The sequence below is a fragment of the Burkholderia sp. Ac-20392 genome (genome assembly GCF_017104585.1).
In the GTDB taxonomy this organism is placed as follows: domain Bacteria; phylum Pseudomonadota; class Gammaproteobacteria; order Burkholderiales; family Burkholderiaceae; genus Burkholderia; species Burkholderia lata.
This window is the reverse complement of the sequence record NZ_JAAGPB010000127.1, coordinates 1-19,598: the sequence shown is the minus strand read 5'-3', so window position 1 is coordinate 19,598 and position 19,598 is coordinate 1. Positions and strand designations below refer to the sequence as shown.

Below are 19,598 nucleotides of genomic sequence, written 5' to 3'. Positions count from 1 at the left end.
CCGAGCACCGAGCACCGAGCACCGAACACCGAACACCGAACACCGAACACCGAACACCGAACACCGAACACCGAACACCCAGCACCCAGCACCCAGCACCCAGCACCCAGCACCCAGCACCCAGCACCCAGCACCCAGCACCCAGCACCCAGCACCCAGCACCCAGCACCCAGCACCAAGCACCAAGCGCGGTGCGTGCCCGGCACCGCGCCACCGCGCCCCACATCCCGCCAAGCACTATCGCCCGGATTGAAAAAGCCTATTGGGGGATGCGAACGCGAGCGCCTAGATTGAAGGTCACGATGCGCGCGCCCGGCACACGCATCGTTCCCCACATACCTGATCGGCCCGGCTTGGCACGCGGCCGCGCCGACTCGAACGGAGGCGCAAATGGCTCAACTCAAGGGCAGCAAAACCGAAGAGAACCTGAAGGCCGCATTCGCGGGCGAATCGCAGGCGAACCGGCGTTATCTGTATTTCGCTTCGAAGGCTGACGTCGAAGGCCAGAACGACGTCGCCGCGCTGTTCCGCTCGACCGCCGAGGGCGAAACCGGCCATGCGCACGGCCATCTCGAATACCTGGAAGCCGTCGGCGATCCGGCGACGGGCTTGCCGTTCGGTTCATCGCGGCAGAATCTCGAATCGGCGATCGCCGGCGAAACGCACGAATACACCGACATGTATCCGGGCATGGCGAAGGCAGCGCGCGACGAGGGCTTCGACGAAATCGCGAACTGGTTCGAGACGCTCGCGAAGGCTGAACGCAGCCACGCGAACCGCTATACGAAGGCGCTGGACAGTCTCGTCGACTGACGGGCCGCCGCGGGCCGCACGGCAGGCCGTGCGACCGGCAAGCGGCCGGCTGTTCGTTCATCGCTGCCCGCATCGCGCGGGCGGCGCTGGCGCGCATGCGCGCCACGCTGGATGGAGCGCCCCATGCCCCACAAGGAAGGCAGTCTCGAAGCCCCGACCCGGCATCCGCTCGACTGGCAGTCCGACGCGTTCTACGACCAGGCCGCGATCGATGCGGAAATGACGCGCGTGTTCGACATCTGCGCCGGATGCCGGCGCTGCGTGTCGTTGTGCGGCGCGTTTCCGACGCTGTTCGATCTGGTCGACGACACGCCGATGGGCGATATCGAGGAGGTGCCGAAGGAAGCGTTCGGCAAGGTCGTCGACCAGTGCTACCTGTGCGACCTCTGCTACATGACGAAGTGTCCGTACGTGCCGCCGCATGCATGGAACGTCGACTTTCCACACCTGATGCTGCGCGGCAAGGCCGCGCGCTACAAGCGCGGCGAAGCGACGCTGCGCGACAAGGTGCTGTCGAACACCGACGCGCTCGGCCACTTCGCCGGCATTCCGATCGTCACGCAGGCGGTGAACGCGGTGAACTGCACGCCGCCCGCGCGCCATGCACTCGAGGCGACGCTCGGCGTCGATCGCAACGCCTGGCTGCCGGAATTCGCGCCGCGCAAGTTCCGGCGCACGGCGAGGCCCTCGGACGGCTTGCCGGTGCGCGACGGCGAACGCACGCCCGGCAAGGTCGCGATCTACGCAACCTGCTACGTGAATTTCAACGAGCCCGGCATCGGCCATGACCTGCTCGCGATCCTCGCGCACAACGACATCCCGTACGAGCTCGTCACGCGCGAAGCCTGCTGCGGGATGCCGCTGCTCGAGCAGGGCAATCTCGCCGGCGTGGCCGCGAAGAAGGACGTGAACCTGCCCGTGCTCGAACGCTATGCACGCGAAGGCTATGCGCTGATCGGCGCGATCCCGAGCTGCGTGCTGATGTACAAGAGCGAGCTGCCGCTGATGTTCCCCGGCGACGAAGCGGTGCGCGCGGTGGCCGAAGCATTCTGGGATCCGTTCGAATACGTGATCGCGCGGCATCGCGACGGACTGCTGAAGACCGATTTCAAGATGGGCCTCGGCACCGTGTCGTATCACGTGCCGTGCCACGCGCGCGTGCAGAACATCGGCCGCAAGACGGCCGACGCACTGTCGCTCGTGCCCGATACGCGCGTGAATGTCGTCGAGCGCTGCTCGGGCCATGCGGGCACGTTCGGCGTGAAGAAGGAGTTTCACGCGGACGCGATGCGGATCGGCGGGCCCGTGTTTAAGGCGATGGCCGAGCCGCAGCCGGATTTCGTGTCGTCGGACTGCGCGCTGGCCGGCCATCACATCGTGCAGGGCATCGACGACAAGGGGCTGCCGTCCGCGCCGCTCGCGCATCCGCTCACGCTGCTGCGCCGCGCGTACGGCATCTGAGCCGCCGCCGGCCGACCCACGAGGACCTCCCATGACGTTGACCCGCGACTCCCTGCTGACGCTTGAAGCGTACGCGAAGATCCGCAAGGCCGAACACGCGCGGCTCGTTGCGTACAAGCGCCGCCGCGCGGTGGCGCTCGGCAATCACCTGCGCTTCCTGTTCGAGGACGAAACGACGATCCGCTATCAGATCCAGGAGATGCTGCACATCGAGAAGATCTTCGACCAGGCCGGCATCGAAGGCGAGCTGGACGCGTATTTGCCGCTCGTGCCCGACGGCACGAACCTGAAGGCGACGATGCAGATCGAGTATGAGCACGAGATCGAGCGGCGTGCGGCGCTCGCGCGGCTGATCGGTGTCGAGGATCGCGTGTACCTGCAGGTCGACGGGCATGCGAACGTCTACGCGATCGCCGACGAGGATCTCGACCGCGACACCGCCGAGAAGACGTCGGCCGTGCACTTCGTGCGCTTCGAGCTCGATGCGCCGATGCGGGCGGCGCTCAAGAGCGGGGCGGCACTGTCGATCGGCTGCGATCACCCGGCCTACACGATGCCGCCGCAGCGCGTGGATGCGGACGTGACCGCCTCGCTGGCCGGCGATCTGCGCTGACGCGTCCGCTGCGCGTCCTGCCCACCGGTTTGCTTTTTCAGTTCCGACCCGAAACGGGATTTCCGTTCCCGATGCGGCGCGATCGCTCGCCTGCCGCCGCGAAGATGTAACAGGCGTCACGAGTTTGCGCGTGGCGAAAAATGTGCATCGCGCGTCACCGTGCTTTCATCACTCGCAGAGAAACAATAAAAAGATTGTGCACGGGGATAATTAAAATCGGCGGAATTTGAATGATTTACCGATTCGTGAATATCTTGTTACGCTTTTTTCCCTGATTTACCGATGTCGGGAAGCAATGCGCGGGATTGTTGCCGGCAAGGGTCGGAGCGGCCCGAAAATGCCCATAAAAAGGTATTCTTCATACGCTGCGGAGCCCCGCCAGGCGGGGCTTTGCAGCAGCGGGCATAAAGATCTCGCAAAAAAATTCAAGCGTAAATACATTACGCATCCATGGCAGGTTGTTTCAGTGCGTAACATTAAGTCATTGTCATATTGAGATAAACCCTAGGGATGGTATGCTTCGTGCACAAAAATTCCCACATTGGAGTGAGACCGTGATTTGTGCGTCATTGCCGGGAATGGCGGCACCGTGAAAGTGCGGTGCTGCACCGGCATGCACAACACCGGATAACCATAATGTGCAACCTGGCCGCCCCGCGACGCGATGTGTCGCGACGGCGCCGCCAATCGCAGCCCCGGCCTGGCTGCGTGGAGAGATCTACTATGTTCTTCGATGAGCTTAACGATGAAGAGTGGTTTCGTCTTTCAACGCTGATCGCCGATGAACCCATCCGGCTGAACCGTCGTGGGCGTCCACGAGCCGAACCGCGCGTCGTTGCCAACGCGGTGCTCTGGATCCTGACGACCGGTGAAGCCTGGTCGAAGCTGCCCGGTCGTTATCCGTCCGGGCCGACGTGCCGTCGCCGTTACGAGGAGTGGCTGGCATCCGGCACGCTGCTGCAGATGATCGACGTGCTGACCCAGTTCAGCGGGCGCACGTTCGCGTATATTCCGCCGCCGCCGGTGCCGGTCGTGCCCGCGCGTCGTGCCGAGCCCGTGCCCGACAACGATCGCTTGCGCGGCGTGTTCTGGCAAAACCCCGAATCGTGGCAATTGCCGGTCGCTCAGGCAAACGTTTGGGAGGGCGAGGGCGCGTCGTTGAGCGCGATGCCGGTCGACGAAGTGGTCGATCCGTCGGCCGTGTCGTTCGCGGTGCCCGGTGCGCCGTCGACCGAGCTGCGCCATGCGCATGCGTCGTCGGCGAGCTTCGCCGCGGCCGAACCGCAAGTCGACGGATATCGCGGCTATACGATCTGCGGCATCGCGCAGCCCGTGCAGAACCTGATGTATCGCGCGTGGGCCGAGATTTCGCAGGACGACCGGCGCGTCGAGCGCTCGGGCCTGATCGGCCCGCGCTTCACCGATGCGGAGGAAGCCGAACAGTTCGCGCTCGACTGGGCGCGCCAGTGGATCGATCGCCATGGCGCGAGCGACGAACCGGCGCGCGAGCCGCAAGGCGAGGTGCTGGCCGGCCTGTCCGCGCTCGCGCGTGCCGAGTCGGACATCCAGCGCTTCATCGCCGAGCGTCATGCGAGCGCGCTGTCCGAAAGCCGCAACGATCCGGTGCAGCCGGAGCGCCGCGAGTACGTGTACCGCGTCGGCTGATCGCCGGCCCGCCGAAACGCGCGGGCCGTCGTGTGCCACGACGCCCGCGCGGAAGTCCCGTCTTTCCATGCTTGCCTTGCCTGGGGCGCCGCTGTCGAAGCGGCGCCCCATGTGCACGTGCGTTACCGCCGGCCGTAGGTATCGTCGAAGCGGACGATGTCGTCCTCGCCGAGATACGCGCCCGACTGTACTTCGATCAGCTCGAGCGGCATCTTGCCCGGGTTCTCCAGGCGGTGCGACACGCCGAGCGGGATGTACGTCGATTCGTTTTCGGACAGCAGGAAGGTTTCGTCGCCGCGCGTGATGCGCGCGGTGCCGCGCACGACGATCCAGTGTTCGGCGCGGTGGTGGTGCATCTGCAGCGACAGTTGCGCGCCCGGCTTCACGACGATGCGCTTCACCTGGAAGCGCTCGCCCATGTCGACCGAGTCGTAGTGGCCCCACGGGCGATGCACCTTGCGGTGATCGGTCGCTTCCGCGCCGCGTTGCGCCTTGATGCGCCCGACGATTTTCTTCACGTCCTGCACGCGCGACTTGTCCGCGACGAGCACGGCGTCGGGCGTTTCGACGACGACGAGGTTCTGCGTGCCGACGCAGGCGACGAGCCGGCTTTCCGAATGCGCGAACGTCGATTCGGCGCCTTCGAACAACACATGGCCGCGGCCGACGTTGTCGGCCTCGTCCTTCGGCGAGATCTGCCAGATCGCGTCCCACGAGCCGACGTCCGACCAGCCCGCGTCGAGCGGCACGACGACGCTTTCGCACAGTTGCGGAAGGTTCGCGAGCGGCTCCATCACCGCGTAGTCGATCGAGTTCGACGGCGACGCGGCGAAGGCCTCGCGATCGATGCGGAAGAAATCGCCATCGGCCTTGCCCTGGGCGACGGCCTGTTCGCAGGCCGCGTAGATCGCCGGTTCGAGCTGGCGGATCGCCTTCAGCCAGACCGAGGCGCGCACGATGAAGATGCCGCTGTTCCACCAGTATTCGCCGGATGCAACGTACTGCTGAGCGAGTTCGAGATGCGGTTTCTCGACGAAACGGTCGAGGCGGCGCACGTCGAGTTTGCCCGTCGCGGCGTCGCCGAGCGGCGCGCCGACGCGGATGTAGCCGTAGCCGGTTTCCGCATGCTTGGGCACGATGCCCATCGTCGCGATCTTGCCGTGCATCGCGCAGTGCACGCCGGCCGCGACGGCTGCGTGGAAGCGCGGCAGGTCGGCGACCGCATGGTCGGCCGGCATCACGGTCATCACCGCATCGTTGCCGCCGGCGACCAGCCGCAACGCGGCGAGCGTCAGCGCCGGCGCGGTGTCGCGGCCGATCGGCTCGAGCATGATCGACGCCGATTTGCCGGTCAGGCGCAGCTGTTCGGCGGTGGTGAAGCGGTGATCCTCGCCGCATACGATCAGCACGTCGTCGTTCAGCGGATGATCGGCCGCCAGGCCGTCGAGGCGCAGCGCGGTCGACTGCAGCAGCGAATGTTCGCCGAGCAGGCCGATCAGCTGTTTCGGAAAACGTTCGCGCGACATCGGCCACAGGCGCGTGCCGGACCCGCCGGCGAGAATCACCGGTTGCACGGCGACCCGCGTGCCGGCGGCGGGGGTGACGGAAGAAGAATGGCGCGTTTCGGCAGCCACGGCCGGAGCATTCATGAGGACACTCTCCACGGTTGAAGTCAATGCCTGTCGTTGTAGCACGAAGTAAATCGACAATAAAACCGGGCCCATTGCCTGATATTCGCCAGGCATTCATCAGGAAGAATTTTCCTCGCTAGCATCCGATGCAAATAAAAAAGTAAAAAATAAATCGGTGAATCGGCTGGTCTTGACCGTCAGCAAAGGGTGAGCGGAAATCGTAAAGCTTCCGAAAAATTCCCGATTTCCGGGCATTTCGGGAAAACGTGCCGATTTAATTCAAAAACTTCGCGGCAAGAATTTCCGATTATTTTTCGAAATACTTGTGCGCTTGAGGAGGAATTTTCTTGTCGCTTCAATAGCGTCATGCAACGTTTGAATCGAATGTGCGGCACGGGTCGCACAAGGAGCTGTTCGGCAAACGCCTGTTCAAAGAGGAAGCAGACATGTTGAGCGTGCTGGCGAGAGTCATCGATATCGCGATGGTCGTGACGGGGGCGCTGATCGCCGCCGCGCTGCACGGTGGCAGCATCTGGCTCAACGACCTGCAGCGCACGATGATGCTGTTCGATTGCCTGCTCGTCGTCGTGTGCTTTCCCGCGTTCGGTATCTACCAGTCGTGGCGCGGCAAGCGTCTCGTCGGGCTGGTGGGGCGGGTTGCGTTCGCGTGGCTGGTGGTCGAGCTCGCGGGCATCCTGCTGAGCTTCAGCTTTCATCAGTCGGGCGACCTGTCGCGGCTGTGGCTGGGTTACTGGGCGCTCGCGACGATGGCGCTGCTGGTCGGTTCGAAGGCCTGCGTGCACGTCGTGCTGCGCCAACTGCGCCGCGGCGGCTACAACCTGAAGGCGGTCGCGATCGTCGGCGGGACGCCGGCGGCGCGGCGGCTGATCGCCCAGATGCGGGCGCGGCCGGAAGCCGGTTTCAACCCGGTGTGCGTGTACGACGAAAGCGAAGCGCCGGGCGAAGTCGCGCTCGACGACGTGCGCATCGAGCGACAGTTCGAATCGCTGGTTTGGCTGGTGCGCAGCCGCGCGATCAGCGAGCTGTGGCTCACGCTGCCGATCACGGAAGAACGCCGGATTCACCAGATCGTGACGGTGTTCCGCCACGACTTCGTGAATATCCGCTTCATCCCGGACGTGCGCACGCTGTCGTTCTTCAACCAGGAAGTGGTCGAGGTGCTCGGCGTGCCGGCGATCAACCTCGCGGCGTCGCCGATCACCGACGTGCGGATCCTGCCGAAGTTCGTGTTCGACCGGGCGTTTGCGCTGGTCGCGTTGACGGGCCTCGCACCGGTGATGCTGCTGATCGCGTGCCTGATCAAGCTGACGTCGCGCGGGCCGGTGTTCTTCCGCCAGAAGCGCAAGGGCATCGACGGGCACGAGTTCGAGATCTACAAGTTCCGCTCGATGAAGGTGCACCAGGAAGTGGCGGGGCAGGTCACGCAGGCGAAGAAGAACGATTCGCGCGTGACGCCGGTCGGCCGGTTCCTGCGCCGCACGAGCCTCGACGAGCTGCCGCAGTTCATCAACGTGCTGAAGGGCGAGATGTCGGTCGTCGGCCCGCGTCCGCATGCGCTCGCGCACGACGACATCTACAAGGATCTGGTCAAGGGCTACATGTTCCGCTACCGGATCAAGCCGGGCATCACCGGGTGGGCGCAGATCAACGGCTTTCGCGGCGAGACCGACCAGATCGAGAAGATGATGGGACGCGTGAAGCTCGATCTGTACTACATGCAGAACTGGTCGTTCTGGCTCGACATCAAGATCGTCGTGCTGACGCTCTGGAAAGGCTTCACCGGCAGCAACGCGTACTGAGCACCGAGATCGCGCCACGCAGGCATTCCGGTTTTACGAATTTCGAATCATTGGTCAAGAGGTCCGACACATCATGAATCTGACTATCATCGGCAGCGGTTACGTAGGTCTTGTCACCGGCGCGTGTCTCGCCGACATCGGGCACGACGTGTTCTGTCTCGACGTCGACCAGGCAAAGATCGACGTCCTGAACAACGGCGGCGTGCCGATCCACGAACCGGGCCTCAAGGAAGTGATCGCGCGCAACCGCTCGGCCGGCCGCCTGCGCTTCTCGACCGATATCGAGGCCGCGGTCGCGCACGGCGACGTGCAGTTCATCGCGGTCGGCACGCCGCCCGACGAGGACGGTTCGGCCGACCTGCAATACGTGCTCGCGGCCGCACGCAACATCGGCCGCTACATGACGGGCTTCAAGGTGATCGTCGACAAGTCGACGGTGCCGGTCGGTACGGCCGAGCGCGTGCGCGCGGCGGTGGCGGAAGAGCTCGCGAAGCGCGGCGGCGACCAGATGTTCTCGGTCGTGTCGAATCCGGAATTCCTGAAGGAAGGCGCGGCGGTGGACGATTTCACGCGGCCGGACCGCATCGTGATCGGCTGCGACGACGACGTGCCGGGCGAGCGTGCCCGCGAGCTGATGAAGAAGCTCTACGCGCCGTTCAACCGCAACCACGAACGCACGCTGTACATGGACGTGCGCTCGGCCGAATTCACGAAATACGCGGCGAACGCGATGCTCGCGACCCGCATCTCGTTCATGAACGAGCTGGCGAACCTCGCCGACCGCTTCGGCGCGGACATCGAGGCCGTGCGCCGCGGGATCGGCTCCGATCCGCGCATCGGCTATCACTTCCTGTACGCCGGCTGCGGCTACGGCGGCTCGTGCTTCCCGAAGGACGTCGAGGCGCTGATCCGCACGGCCGACGAGCACGGCCAGGCACTGCAGATCCTGAAGGCGGTGTCGTCGGTCAACGCCACGCAAAAGCGCGTGCTCGCCGAGAAGATCGTCGCGCGCTTCGGCGAGGACCTGACCGGCCGCACGTTCGCCATCTGGGGCCTCGCGTTCAAGCCGAATACCGACGACATGCGCGAAGCGCCGAGCCGCGAGCTGATCGCCGAGCTGCTGTCGCGCGGGGCGCGCATCGCCGCGTACGACCCGGTCGCGCAGCAGGAAGCGCGCCGCGTGATCGCGCTGGATCTCGCCGATCACCCGAGCTGGCTCGAGCGCCTGAGCTTCGTCGACGACGAGGCGCAGGCCGCCCGCGATGCCGACGCGCTCGTGATCGTCACCGAATGGAAGATCTTCAAGAGCCCCGACTTCGTCGCGCTCGGCCGCTTGTGGAAATCGCCGGTGATCTTCGACGGCCGCAACCTGTACGAGCCGGAGACGATGAGCGAGCAGGGCATCGAGTATCACCCGATCGGCCGGCCGGGCTCGCGCCAGGCCGTCGCCGCCCGTGTACCGGGCACCGCGCCCGCGAGCGCGTAACCCGTTTCCCGTCACTCGTAACGAGACGCCATGTTCCGGAACATCCTGATCGTCTGCCACGCGAACGTCTGCCGCAGCCCGGCAGCGGAAATGCTGTTCAAGTCGCACGCCGCGTCGCGCGGCGGCCCGCGCCCGACGTTCCACTCGGCGGGCGTGCATGCGAACGACGGCGACGGCATCGATCCGATGATGCGTCAGCTGCTCGCCGAGCGGGGCGTCGATGCGACGACCCATCGCTCGCGGCGGCTGTCGCGCCGGATCGTGCGCGACGCCGACCTGATTCTCGTCAGCGAGCGTGAACAGATCAAGGCCGTCGAATCGGTCGATCCGTTCGCGCGCGGCAAGGTCCACCTGCTCGGCAAGTGGGAAGGGGCCGAGATTGCCGATCCGCACGGCGGCCCCGAGGCCGATTACCGCGAGAGCTACTCACTGATCGAACGTCTGGTTCAAGGATGGCTACAGAAACTATGCTGAAACGCCCGATGCGCCCGGTGGCGCTTGCCGTCGCGCTGACGACTTTCCTGTCAGCCTGTGCAACCGCGCCCGGCAACTACCTCGACTCGTCGAACCTGAAGGACGAAGGCCGCCAGCAAGCGGCTGAAACCTATCCGGTTCATTACATCGACGCCAAAGTGGTGATGGACCAGCTGCAGAAAGCGCAGGTCGATCATCCGCTGCCGCCCGGACGTTATACCGATCCGTCGGAGTACGTGTACCGCGTCGGCCCGCAGGACATCCTCGGCGTCACCGTGTGGGACCACCCCGAGCTGACGACGCCGCAGGGCCAGTCGTTCTCGAGCGGCGGCAACACGACGCAGACGGTCGCGGGTGCGCTGCAGCAGCCGTATACGACCGCGCTGCCGGGCCAGGCCGATCCGTACGGCCAGACGGTGGCCGCCGACGGCACGATCTTCTTCCCGTTCGTCGGCCGCATCAAGGTGGCCGGCAAGACGGTCGCGCAGATCCGCGAGCAGATGGCCACCACGCTGTCGCGCTACGTGAAGAATCCGCAGCTCGACGTGCGCGTGCTGTCGTTCCGCAGCCAGAAGGTGCAGGTCACGGGCGAGGTGAAGCAGCCGGGTCCGCTCGCGGTGAGCGACGTGCCGCTGACGCTCGTCGACGCGATCTCGCGCTCGGGCGGCTCGACCAACGAGGCCGACCTGCAGCGCGTGCGCCTGACGCGCGACGGCAAGCTCTACACGCTCGACGCGAACGGCGTGCTCGATCGCGGCGAAGTGAAGCAGAACGTGATGCTGCAGCCGGGCGACATCGTCAACGTGCCGGACCGCAGCGACAGCCGCGTGTTCATCATGGGCGAGGTCAAGACGCCGGTCACGGTGCCGATGCTCAAGGGCAGGCTGACCATCGCCGACGCGCTGACCGCGGGCGGCGGCATCCTCGACACCGACGCGAACCCGCGCAAGATCTACGTGATGCGCGGGATGCGCGACAACCCGACGAAGCCTGAAGTGTTCCGTCTCGACATGACGCAACCGGATGCGCTGATGCTGTCGAGCCGCTTCCCGCTTCAACCGCTCGACGTCGTCTACGTCAGCACGGCCAGCTCGGTGCAGTTCAACCGTGTGCTGCAGCAGGTGCTGCCGACGATCCAGACGATCTTCTACATGCGGCAAATCACGCGCTGATAGCCCGCCGGGGCGGCGCCTCCGCCCCGGCACCACTCAAGCGGGAACGAATGGTGAACACGCAAGCGAAACACTCCTACGCGGATCTGTCCGCGAAAACCGAGGAAGAGGACGTCGTCCTCGGCCAGTTGCTCCAGGTGATCATGGACGACATCTGGCTGCTGCTCGGCATCGCGGTCACGGTCGTGGCGCTCGCCGGCCTCTACTGCTACATCGCGAAGCCGGTCTACCAGGCCGACGTGCACGTGCGGGTCGAGGGCAACGACAACACGTCGCAGGCGCTCACGCAGACGCAGACGGGCGCGATGATCAACAGCGGCCCGCAGCAGGCGCCGACCGATGCGGAAATCGAGATCATCAAGAGCCGCGGCGTGGTCGCGCCGGTGGTCGAGCAGTTCAAGCTGAACTTCTCGGTCGTGCCGAAGACGCTGCCGGTGATCGGCAGCCTCGCCGCGCGCATCGCGTCGCCGGGCGAACCGGCGCGGCCGTGGCTCGGCCTGAAGTCGTATGCCTGGGGCGGCGAAGTCGCCGACGTCGATTCGATCAACGTCGTGCCCGCGCTCGAAGGCAAGAAGCTGACGCTGACGGCCGGCCCGAACGGCACCTATTCGATCGTCGACCAGAACGGCATGCGGCTGCTGTCGGGCCATGTCGGCGAATCGGCGCAGGGCGGCGGCGTGACGCTGCTCGTGTCGAAGCTCGTCGCGCGCCCCGGCACGCAGTTCACGGTGGTCCGCTACAACGATCTCGACGCGATCAGCGGCTTCCAGACCGGCATCCAGGTGACCGAGCAGGGCAAGCAGACGGGCGTCGTGCAGATCTCGCTCGAAGGCAAGGACCCGGACCAGACCGCCGCGATCGCGAACGCGCTCGCCCAGTCGTACCTGAACCAACACGTGGTCGCGAAGCAGGCCGAAGCGACCAAGATGCTCGACTTCCTGAAGGGCGAGGAGCCGCGCCTGAAGGCCGACCTCGAACGCGCGGAAGCCGCGCTGACGCAGTACCAGCGCACGTCGGGCTCGATCAATGCGAGCGACGAGGCGAAGGTCTACCTCGAGGGCAGCGTGCAGTACGAGCAGCAGATCGCCGCGCAACGCCTGCAGCTTGCGTCGCTCGCGCAGCGCTTCACCGATTCGCACCCGATGGTGATCGCCGCGAAGCAGCAGCTCGCGGAGCTGCAGGGCGAGAAGGACAAGTTCAGCAACCGCTTCCGCAGCCTGCCGGCCACCGAAGTGAAGGCCGTCCAGTTGCAGCGTGACGCGAAGGTTGCCGAAGACATCTACGTGCTGCTGCTGAACCGCGTGCAGGAGCTGTCGGTGCAGAAGGCCGGCACGGGCGGCAACATCCACCTCATCGATTCGGCGCTGCGTCCGGGCGATCCGGTCAAGCCGAAGAAGGTGCTGATCCTGTCGGCCGCGGTGTTCCTCGGGCTGATCCTCGGCACGGGCGTCGTGTTCCTGCGCCGCAACATGTTCCAGGGCATCGAGGATCCCGACCGCATCGAGCGCGCGTTCAACCTGCCGCTGTACGGGCTGGTGCCGCAAAGCGCCGAGCAGGTGAAGCTCGACGCGCAGGCCGAGAAGGGCGGCAGCCGTGCGCGGCCGATTCTTGCGAGCCTGCGTCCGAAGGATCTCAGCGTCGAGAGCCTGCGCAGCCTGCGCACCGCGATGCAGTTCGCGATGATGGATGCGAAGAACCGCGTGATCGTGCTGACGGGCCCGACGCCCGGCATCGGCAAGAGCTTCCTGACGGTCAACCTCGCGGTGCTGCTCGCGCATTCGGGCAAGCGCGTGCTGCTGATCGACGCCGACATGCGCCGCGGCCTGCTCGATCGCTACTTCGGCCTCACGTCGCAGCCGGGCCTGTCCGAGCTGCTGAGCGACCAGTCGGCGCTCGAGGACGCGGTGCGCGAGACGCCGGTGCAGGGCCTGTCGTTCATCTCGGCCGGTACGCGCCCGCCGAACCCGTCGGAACTGCTGATGTCGACGCGCCTGCCGCAATACCTGGAAGGGCTCGGCAAGCGCTACGACGTCGTGCTGATCGATTCGCCGCCGGTGCTGGCGGTGACCGACGCAACCATCATCGGCCGCATGGCCGGCTCGACGTTCCTCGTGCTGCGCTCGGGCATGCATACCGAAGGCGAGATCGCCGACGCGATCAAGCGCCTGCGCACCGCGGGCGTCGATCTGGAAGGCGGGATCTTCAACGGCGTGCCGCCGAAGGCGCGCGGCTACGGCCGCGGCTATGCGGCCGTGCACGAATACCTGAGCGCCTGATCCGCATCGCACGTAACCGGGCGGGCAGCGTGTGTTGCCCGCCCGGCCGACAGGAGAACCAACGATGAAAATTTCCGTGCTCGTTCCGACCTATCGGCGTCCCGCCGACCTCGCGCGCTGCCTGCTGGCGCTGCAGCGGCAGCATCGGCTGCCCGACGAGGTGATCGTCGTCGCGCGCCCGGAGGATGACGCCACGCACGAACGGCTTGCCGATCCGGCGGTCGGCGGCGCGCTGCCGCTGCGCATCGTGCCGGTCGACGTGCCGGGCCAGGTCGCCGCGCTGAACAAGGGGCTCGACTCGGCGAACGGCGACATCGTCGCGATCACCGACGACGACGCGGCGCCGCATCCCGACTGGCTCGCGCGCGTCGAGTCGGTGTTCGAAGCCGATCCGCGCGTGGGCGCGGTCGGCGGGCGCGACTGGGTGCACGAGAAGGGCCGCGTGCTCGACGAATCGCGCGAGCTCGTCGGCCAGCTCACGCTGTCCGGCAAGATCGTCGGCAACCATCATCTCGGCGTCGGCGGCATGCGCGAAGTCGACATGCTGAAAGGCGCGAACATGAGCTACCGCCGCGCCGCGATCGAGCGGCTGCGCTTCGACACGCGGCTGCGCGGGGCCGGTGCGCAGGTGCACAACGACATGGGTTTCAGCATGCACGTGCAGCGCGACGGCTGGAAGCTCGTCTACGACCCGGCGATCGCGGTCGATCATTTTCCGGCCGAGCGCTTCGACGACGACCGGCGCGATGCCGCGTCGCTGAACGCGATCAGCAACGGCGCGTACAACCTGCACCTGATCCTGCGCGAGCATCTGCCGCCGGTCCGGCGCGAGATCGCGTGGTGGTGGTGGACGCTGGTCGGTACGCGCGTCTACCCGGGCCTCGCGCACGTGCTGCTGTCGCTGCATACGGCGAAGCGCGAGCGGATCCGCGAGCACTGGCGCGCGGTGCGCCGCGGCGCGCGCGACGCCCGCCGCGCGAACCTTGCCCCCCATCGTGCGGCGATGCCGCCGGTGACGTCTTGAACGCGCTGCGCGCGCAACGCCGCGCGGCCGAACCCGGAGGAGGGCTCGAATGACTGCAACCAAGGTCCACGTTCACCTGTTTTACGGCGCCGATCCGCGTACCTACCGGAAAGGCGAGAACATCGGCTGCCTGTACGGCTATCACCACGCCGAATCCGACGAATTCCGGCTGACCTATTCGCAGGACGGCGGCGAGAGCCGCGTCGCCAGCCTCGCGCGCCGCGCGCTGAAGGCGGCGCTCGGCTTCGACGTCGTGCATGCGTGGCGCAACCGTGCCGCGCTGCTGAACACCGACGTGATCTGGACGCACACGGAGCAGGAGCATCTTGCGGCCTCGCTGATCCTGAAGCTCGCCGGTGCACAGGGCAAGCGCCCGCTGCTGCTCGCGCAGAGCGTGTGGCTGTTCGACAAGTGGGGCAGCTTCGGCGGCCCGCGCCGCTGGCTGTACCGCAAGCTGATCGCGCGCGCCGACGCGCTGACCACGCTGGCCCGCGACAACGCCGACCTGTGCCGCCGTTATCTCGGGCGCGACGCCGAGTTCGTCTACTACGGGCTGAACACGCAGGATTTCCCGATCACCGAGCCGCAGCAATGGCAACCGAACCGGCCGTTGCGGATCGCGGCGATCGGCAACGACCGCGACCGCGACTGGCGCACGTTCCTCGCCGCGTTCGGCGGCGACGAGCGCTACGACGTGCGGCTCGCGACGCGCCGCCGCGTGCCGCGCGAGTGGCATGCGCCGAACGTGAAGATCGGCTCGGCATCGGGGCTCGCGAAGCAGCACGAGCTGTACGCGTGGGCCGACGTGATCGTCGTGCCGCTGCGGCCGAACTTCCATGCGTCGGGCATCACGGTGATGCTCGAAGCGGCCGCCGTCGGCAAGCCGATGATCGTGTCGGATGTCGGCGGGCTCAGCGACTACTTTCCGCACGATACGGCCGCCTATGTACCGGCGTTCGACGCACAGGCGATGCGTCAGGCCGCCGATCGCTTCGTCGCCGATCCGGTCGCCGCGCTGGGCTGCGCGCGGGCCGCCGCCGCGTGCCTGCGCGATCGTGACCTGACCACGCAGGCGTTCGCCGAGCAGCACGTGCGGATCACGCGCGACATGCTGCGCCGGCGCCGGACGCCGGCAGCCGCGGGCCTGGCGATGCCGCTCGCGGATTCGCGCCCGTCGTCGCGGTGAGAGCGGATCGATGAGTACGATTACCGCCGAACGCGCACCGTCGCGCAAACGCAACTGGCTTCCCGAGCCGAAGCACTGGGTCGGGCAGGCCGGGCTGTGGACGTTCACAGCCGCGCTGATCGCCATTCACCAGGGCAAGGTGCTGACGCTCGCGTTTCCGGTGCTGGCCATCGCGGTCGGCATCTGGCTGTATTTCAAGAGTCCGGCGCGCTATGTCGGCTTCATGTGGTGGGTCTGGTTCCTGAGCCCGGAAGTGCGGCGTCTCGCCGACTGGTCGAAGGGCGCGTTCACGCCGACGAGCCTGATCCAGGTCGCGCCGCTCGCGGTGACGATGATCGCCGGCCTCGGGCTGATCCGGCATTACCGCGTGCTCGCGCAGCGGCGCGGGATCCCGATCCTGCTGATGCTGTTCGGGCTCGCCTATGCGTACCTCGTCGGGATCGTGTCGAGCGGCGTGATGGCCGCGACCTACGATCTGGCGAACTGGGTGTATCCGGTGCTGATCGGCTTTCACATCATGGTCAACGCGCGCGACTACCCCGAGTACCGCGACGTGCTGTTGTCGACGTTCATGTGGGGCATGCTCGTGATGGGCGTGTACGGCGTCGTGCAGTACTTCGTGATGCCGCAGTGGGACGTGCTGTGGATGATCGGTTCCGACATGGGCTCGCAGGGCGAGCCGGTGCCGTACGGCGTGCGCGTGTTCAGCACGATGAACTCGTCGGGGCCGTTCGCGTTCGCGATGATGGGCGCGCTGGTGTTCGTGCTCGCGGCGCCGCAGAAGATCCGCTGGTTCGCCGGCGCGGCCGGCTTCGTATCGTTCGCGCTGTGTCTCGTGCGCTCGACGTGGGGCGGCTGGGTGATCGCGCTCGCGATCCAGCTCGCGCAGTCGAACAACCGTGTGCGGATGCGGATCCTGATCAGCGGTGTTGTGCTGGTCGGGCTGTGCGTGCCGCTGCTGACCGTCGGGCCGGTGGCCGATCGGCTCGGCGCGCGTCTGCAGTCGATCACGAACCTGAAGGACGACCGTAGCTACGACGACCGCAACAAGTTCTACGCCACCTTCGCGCAGACGGCGTTCACCGACGTCGCCGGCGAAGGGATGGGCGCGACGGGTGCATCCACGAAGCTGTCGAGCGACAGCGGCGAGCTCGGCAAGTACGGCAGCTTCGACAGCGGCGTGATGAACGTGCCGTTCGTGCTCGGCTGGCCCGGCACGCTGCTGTATCTCGCGGGCGTCGTGATGCTGTTCGGCCGCACGCTGCGCGCGGCGTTCAAGCTGCGCAAGGACAAATTCGTCGGCGCGTGCCTGAGCCTGTGCCTGTCGACCTTCGCGATGCTCGTGTTCACGAACTCGCTGATCGGCACGGGCGGCCTGCTGATGTTCACAGCCATTTTTTCGATTCTTTCCGCGGCGCACTGGCAAAAGGCACAACGCCTGCTGGCCGCCGCGCGTTTACGGGGAGGCGACCATTGAGAATCGCGATCGTCACGCACGTCGTGCGACATAACGACGGGCAGGGCCGCGTCAATTACGAAATCGCGCGCGCGGCGCTGGCCGAGAACTACGAGGTCACGCTGGTCGCGTCGCACGTCGCGCCCGAGCTGCTGGCCAACCCGCGCGTGCGCTGGGTGCCGGTGAAGGTCGGCGGCTTCTGGCCGTCGAACCTCGTCAAGCAGCAGGTGTTCGCGCTGAAGAGCGCGGCCTGGCTGCGCGCGCACCGCAGCGAATACGACGTGTTGCACGTGAACGGCTTCATTTCGTGGATCAAGGCCGACGTGAATACCGCGCACTTCGTGCATGGCGGCTGGTTCAAGAGTCCGTACTATCCGTTCGGGCCGACGAAGGGGCTGTGGTCGGCTTATCAGTACGTCTATACGCGCGTGAACACCACGCTCGAACGCTGGGCGTACAAGCGGTCGCGCGCGATCACGGCCGTCTCGCAGAAGGTGGCCGACGAGATCGCCGGGCTCGGCATCGACAGCCGCAAGATCAGCGTGATCTACAACGGCGTCGATGCCAGCGCGTTCGCGGGCGCACAGGCCGACCGCGCGGCGTTCAAGCTGCCGGACGATGCATTCCTGCTGCTGTTCGTCGGCGACCTGCGCACGCCGCGCAAGAACCTCGGCACCGTGCTGAAGGCGCTGACGAAGCTGCCGGCGAACGTGCATCTGGCGGTGGCCGGCTATCTTCCCGGCAGCCCGTATCCGGAGGAGGCGCGTGCGCTCGGCATCGATTCGCGCGTGCATTTCCTCGGTCTCGTGAAAAACATGCCGACGCTGATGCGCTCGGTCGACGCCTACGTGTTTCCGTCGCGCTACGAAGCGATGAGCCTGTCGCTGCTCGAGGCGATGGCGGCCGGGCTGCCGGTCGTCACCGCGCGCACGGCGGGCGGCGCGGAAATCATCACGCGCGAATGCGGGATCGTGCTGGAGGATCCGGACGATCCGGCGGCGCTCGCGCAGGCGATCGGCTCGCTCGCGGCGTCGCGCGACACCTGTCGCGCGATGGGCGAAGCCGCCCGCGAACTGATGACCCGTTTCGGCTGGGCGCACATGGGCGCCCAGTATGTCGCGCTCTACCGGCGCATCGGCCAACCCACGCAGCCGTCCGCTTTCGAGCGGGCCGAGCATGCAGTCACGCAGGAGCAAACGTGATGTCCCAATCTTCCCGGCCGATCAAATCGTTGCAAATCGGCATGCACTGGTTCCCCGAACGCGCGGGCGGCCTCGACCGGATGTACTACTCGCTCGTCGGCGCGCTGCCGGGCGCGGGCGTCGAGGTGCGCGGGCTCGTTGCCGGCTCGCCGAAGGTTGCCGACGACACGGACGGTGCGATCCAGGGCTTCGGCCCCGCATCGGAGTCGCTCGCGCGCCGGATGCTCGCCGCGCGGCGTGCGCTGCGCGAGGAGATCCGCAGCGAGCGGCCGGACGTGATCTCGTCGCACTTCGCGCTGTACACGTTCCCGGGCCTCGACGTCACGCGCGGGATTCCGCAGGTGTCGCACTTCCAGGGGCCGTGGGCCGACGAAAGCCAGGTCGAGGGCGCCGCGTCGCTCGGCCAGCGCGCGAAGCGCTATCTCGAACAGGCCGTCTATACGCGCTCGTCGCGGTTGATCGTGCTGTCGCAGGCGTTCGGCCAGATCCTGACGAACCGCTACGGGATCGATCCGTCGCGCGTGCGCGTGATTCCCGGCTGCGTCGATACCGCGCAGTTCGATACGCCGCTCACACCGGCCGAGGCAAGGCACAAGCTGCAACTGCCGCAGGACCGGCCGATCGTGCTGGCCGTGCGCCGGCTCGTGCGGCGCATGGGGCTGGAGGACCTGATCGATGCGATCGGCCTCCTCAAGCACCGTCACCCGGACGTGCTGCTGCTGATCGCCGGCAAGGGCAAGATCGGCGAGGAACTGCAGCAGCGCATCGACGAGGCCGGGCTGCAGGACAACGTGAAGCTGCTCGGCTTCGTGCCCGACAACCATCTCGCGGCGCTGTACCGTGCGGCGACCGTCAGCGTCGTGCCGACGGTCGCGCTCGAAGGCTTCGGGCTGATCACCGTCGAATCGCTCGCGTCCGGCACGCCCGTGCTGGTCACGCCGGTCGGCGGGCTGCCGGAGGCGGTTGCCGGGCTGTCCGACGATCTCGTGCTGCCGTCCACGGGCGCGGACGCGATCGCGGAAGGGCTCGGTGGTGCGCTGTCGGGCGCGATCACGCTGCCTGACGAGGCCGCATGCAAGCGCTATGCACGTGATCATTTCGACAACACGGTGATCGCGCGGCGCGTTGCCGGCGTGTACGAGGAGGCGATCCAGGCGGCAGGTTGAGCGCCCGCGGCGCGCAACCTGCGCGCCGAACCGACAGTCGAACCGGCACGCGTGCGTGGCCGGTTCGCGTACCGGCCGCCCGTAGAGGGCGGGCCGGCCTTCTCCATCCGATACGCGGCTCAGGCACGCGTCACGCGCGCCTGAGCGTCGCGA

Annotated in this window: 15 protein-coding genes; 14 read left to right on the top strand and 1 reads right to left on the bottom strand. The window is 66.7% G+C overall.

The genetic code is table 11. From position 1 onward, the window contains the following. The first annotated feature begins 390 nt into the window (after positions 1-390). From G3N99_RS16315 to G3N99_RS16300, 4 genes are all read left to right on the top strand, one after another. Complete coding sequence (locus G3N99_RS16315; RefSeq protein ID WP_011355874.1) at positions 391-813, top strand: ferritin family protein; 423 nt, start codon at positions 391-393, stop codon at positions 811-813. Between the two features lie 123 nt (positions 814-936). Continuing rightward, the gene (locus G3N99_RS16310) at positions 937-2,274 is read left to right on the top strand and encodes a heterodisulfide reductase-related iron-sulfur binding cluster (protein ID WP_206122904.1); all 1,338 of its coding nucleotides are present in this window, start codon (positions 937-939) and stop codon (positions 2,272-2,274) included. A gap of 31 nt (positions 2,275-2,305) precedes the next feature. After that, positions 2,306-2,887 carry a DUF3501 family protein gene (locus G3N99_RS16305; RefSeq protein ID WP_206122903.1) on the top strand — a complete coding sequence of 194 codons (582 nt, stop codon included), beginning with the start codon at positions 2,306-2,308 and terminating at the stop codon, positions 2,885-2,887. 723 nt (positions 2,888-3,610) lie between these two features. Next, the gene (locus G3N99_RS16300; protein ID WP_174938991.1) at positions 3,611-4,552 is read left to right on the top strand and encodes a transposase; all 942 of its coding nucleotides are present in this window, start codon (positions 3,611-3,613) and stop codon (positions 4,550-4,552) included. A gap of 122 nt (positions 4,553-4,674) precedes the next feature. On the opposite strand, the gene G3N99_RS16295 is transcribed toward G3N99_RS16300, so the two are convergent. Then, a complete protein-coding gene (locus G3N99_RS16295; protein WP_206122902.1) occupies positions 4,675-6,201 on the bottom strand; it encodes a mannose-1-phosphate guanylyltransferase/mannose-6-phosphate isomerase in 1,527 nt (508 codons plus the stop codon). A gap of 428 nt (positions 6,202-6,629) precedes the next feature. On the opposite strand from G3N99_RS16295, the gene G3N99_RS16290 reads away from it, so the two are divergent. The 10 genes from G3N99_RS16290 to G3N99_RS16245 all read left to right on the top strand — a co-directional run bounded on the left by G3N99_RS16290 (position 6,630) and on the right by G3N99_RS16245 (position 19,445). After that, positions 6,630-8,003, top strand: coding sequence for an undecaprenyl-phosphate glucose phosphotransferase (locus tag G3N99_RS16290; RefSeq protein ID WP_174938714.1), 1,374 nt, complete (start codon positions 6,630-6,632; stop codon positions 8,001-8,003). 73 nt (positions 8,004-8,076) lie between these two features. Then, complete coding sequence (locus tag G3N99_RS16285) at positions 8,077-9,489, top strand: UDP-glucose/GDP-mannose dehydrogenase family protein (RefSeq protein WP_174944583.1); 1,413 nt, start codon at positions 8,077-8,079, stop codon at positions 9,487-9,489. A gap of 30 nt (positions 9,490-9,519) precedes the next feature. Next, on the top strand, positions 9,520-9,963 hold the full coding sequence (locus G3N99_RS16280; RefSeq protein WP_069251044.1) for a low molecular weight protein-tyrosine-phosphatase: 444 nt from the start codon (positions 9,520-9,522) through the stop codon (positions 9,961-9,963). Further along, a complete protein-coding gene (locus G3N99_RS16275; RefSeq protein ID WP_174938989.1) occupies positions 9,957-11,135 on the top strand; it encodes a polysaccharide biosynthesis/export family protein in 1,179 nt (392 codons plus the stop codon). Before G3N99_RS16280 ends, G3N99_RS16275 begins: the two co-directional genes overlap by 7 nt. A gap of 50 nt (positions 11,136-11,185) precedes the next feature. Next, positions 11,186-13,411 carry a polysaccharide biosynthesis tyrosine autokinase gene (locus G3N99_RS16270; RefSeq protein ID WP_174938710.1) on the top strand — a complete coding sequence of 742 codons (2,226 nt, stop codon included), beginning with the start codon at positions 11,186-11,188 and terminating at the stop codon, positions 13,409-13,411. A gap of 64 nt (positions 13,412-13,475) precedes the next feature. Continuing rightward, positions 13,476-14,435, top strand: coding sequence for a glycosyltransferase family 2 protein (locus G3N99_RS16265; protein WP_174944579.1), 960 nt, complete (start codon positions 13,476-13,478; stop codon positions 14,433-14,435). A 49-nt stretch (positions 14,436-14,484) separates the two neighbouring features. After that, entirely contained in the window at positions 14,485-15,621 is a 1,137-nt protein-coding gene (locus G3N99_RS16260; protein WP_174938706.1) for a glycosyltransferase family 4 protein, read from the top strand. Between the two features lie 10 nt (positions 15,622-15,631). Continuing rightward, on the top strand, positions 15,632-17,098 hold the full coding sequence (locus tag G3N99_RS16255) for a glucose-6-phosphate isomerase (protein ID WP_174938704.1): 1,467 nt from the start codon (positions 15,632-15,634) through the stop codon (positions 17,096-17,098). Continuing rightward, positions 17,095-18,279, top strand: a complete 1,185-nt coding sequence (locus tag G3N99_RS16250) for a glycosyltransferase family 4 protein (RefSeq protein WP_206122901.1) — start codon at positions 17,095-17,097, stop codon at positions 18,277-18,279. The genes G3N99_RS16255 and G3N99_RS16250 overlap by 4 nt, the downstream gene beginning before the upstream one ends. Next, positions 18,279-19,445 (top strand): glycosyltransferase family 4 protein, encoded by a 1,167-nt coding sequence (locus G3N99_RS16245; RefSeq protein ID WP_174938700.1) that lies wholly within the window; start codon positions 18,279-18,281, stop codon positions 19,443-19,445. Before G3N99_RS16250 ends, G3N99_RS16245 begins: the two co-directional genes overlap by 1 nt. Positions 19,446-19,598 lie beyond the last annotated feature (153 nt).

What these genes read in the sequence shown, in the direction of transcription:
- G3N99_RS16295 (WP_206122902.1), bottom strand. Translation starts at nt 6,201, where the DNA reads ATGAATGCTCCGGCCGTGGCTGCCGAAACGCGCCATTCTTCTTCCGTC.
- G3N99_RS16265 (WP_174944579.1), top strand. Translation starts at nt 13,476, where the DNA reads ATGAAAATTTCCGTGCTCGTTCCGACCTATCGGCGTCCCGCCGACCTC.
- G3N99_RS16280 (WP_069251044.1), top strand. Translation starts at nt 9,520, where the DNA reads ATGTTCCGGAACATCCTGATCGTCTGCCACGCGAACGTCTGCCGCAGC.
- G3N99_RS16260 (WP_174938706.1), top strand. Translation starts at nt 14,485, where the DNA reads ATGACTGCAACCAAGGTCCACGTTCACCTGTTTTACGGCGCCGATCCG.
- G3N99_RS16310 (WP_206122904.1), top strand. Translation starts at nt 937, where the DNA reads ATGCCCCACAAGGAAGGCAGTCTCGAAGCCCCGACCCGGCATCCGCTC.
- G3N99_RS16245 (WP_174938700.1), top strand. Translation starts at nt 18,279, where the DNA reads ATGTCCCAATCTTCCCGGCCGATCAAATCGTTGCAAATCGGCATGCAC.
- G3N99_RS16255 (WP_174938704.1), top strand. Translation starts at nt 15,632, where the DNA reads ATGAGTACGATTACCGCCGAACGCGCACCGTCGCGCAAACGCAACTGG.
- G3N99_RS16315 (WP_011355874.1), top strand. Translation starts at nt 391, where the DNA reads ATGGCTCAACTCAAGGGCAGCAAAACCGAAGAGAACCTGAAGGCCGCA.
- G3N99_RS16275 (WP_174938989.1), top strand. Translation starts at nt 9,957, where the DNA reads ATGCTGAAACGCCCGATGCGCCCGGTGGCGCTTGCCGTCGCGCTGACG.
- G3N99_RS16300 (WP_174938991.1), top strand. Translation starts at nt 3,611, where the DNA reads ATGTTCTTCGATGAGCTTAACGATGAAGAGTGGTTTCGTCTTTCAACG.
- G3N99_RS16270 (WP_174938710.1), top strand. Translation starts at nt 11,186, where the DNA reads ATGGTGAACACGCAAGCGAAACACTCCTACGCGGATCTGTCCGCGAAA.
- G3N99_RS16290 (WP_174938714.1), top strand. Translation starts at nt 6,630, where the DNA reads ATGTTGAGCGTGCTGGCGAGAGTCATCGATATCGCGATGGTCGTGACG.
- G3N99_RS16285 (WP_174944583.1), top strand. Translation starts at nt 8,077, where the DNA reads ATGAATCTGACTATCATCGGCAGCGGTTACGTAGGTCTTGTCACCGGC.
- G3N99_RS16305 (WP_206122903.1), top strand. Translation starts at nt 2,306, where the DNA reads ATGACGTTGACCCGCGACTCCCTGCTGACGCTTGAAGCGTACGCGAAG.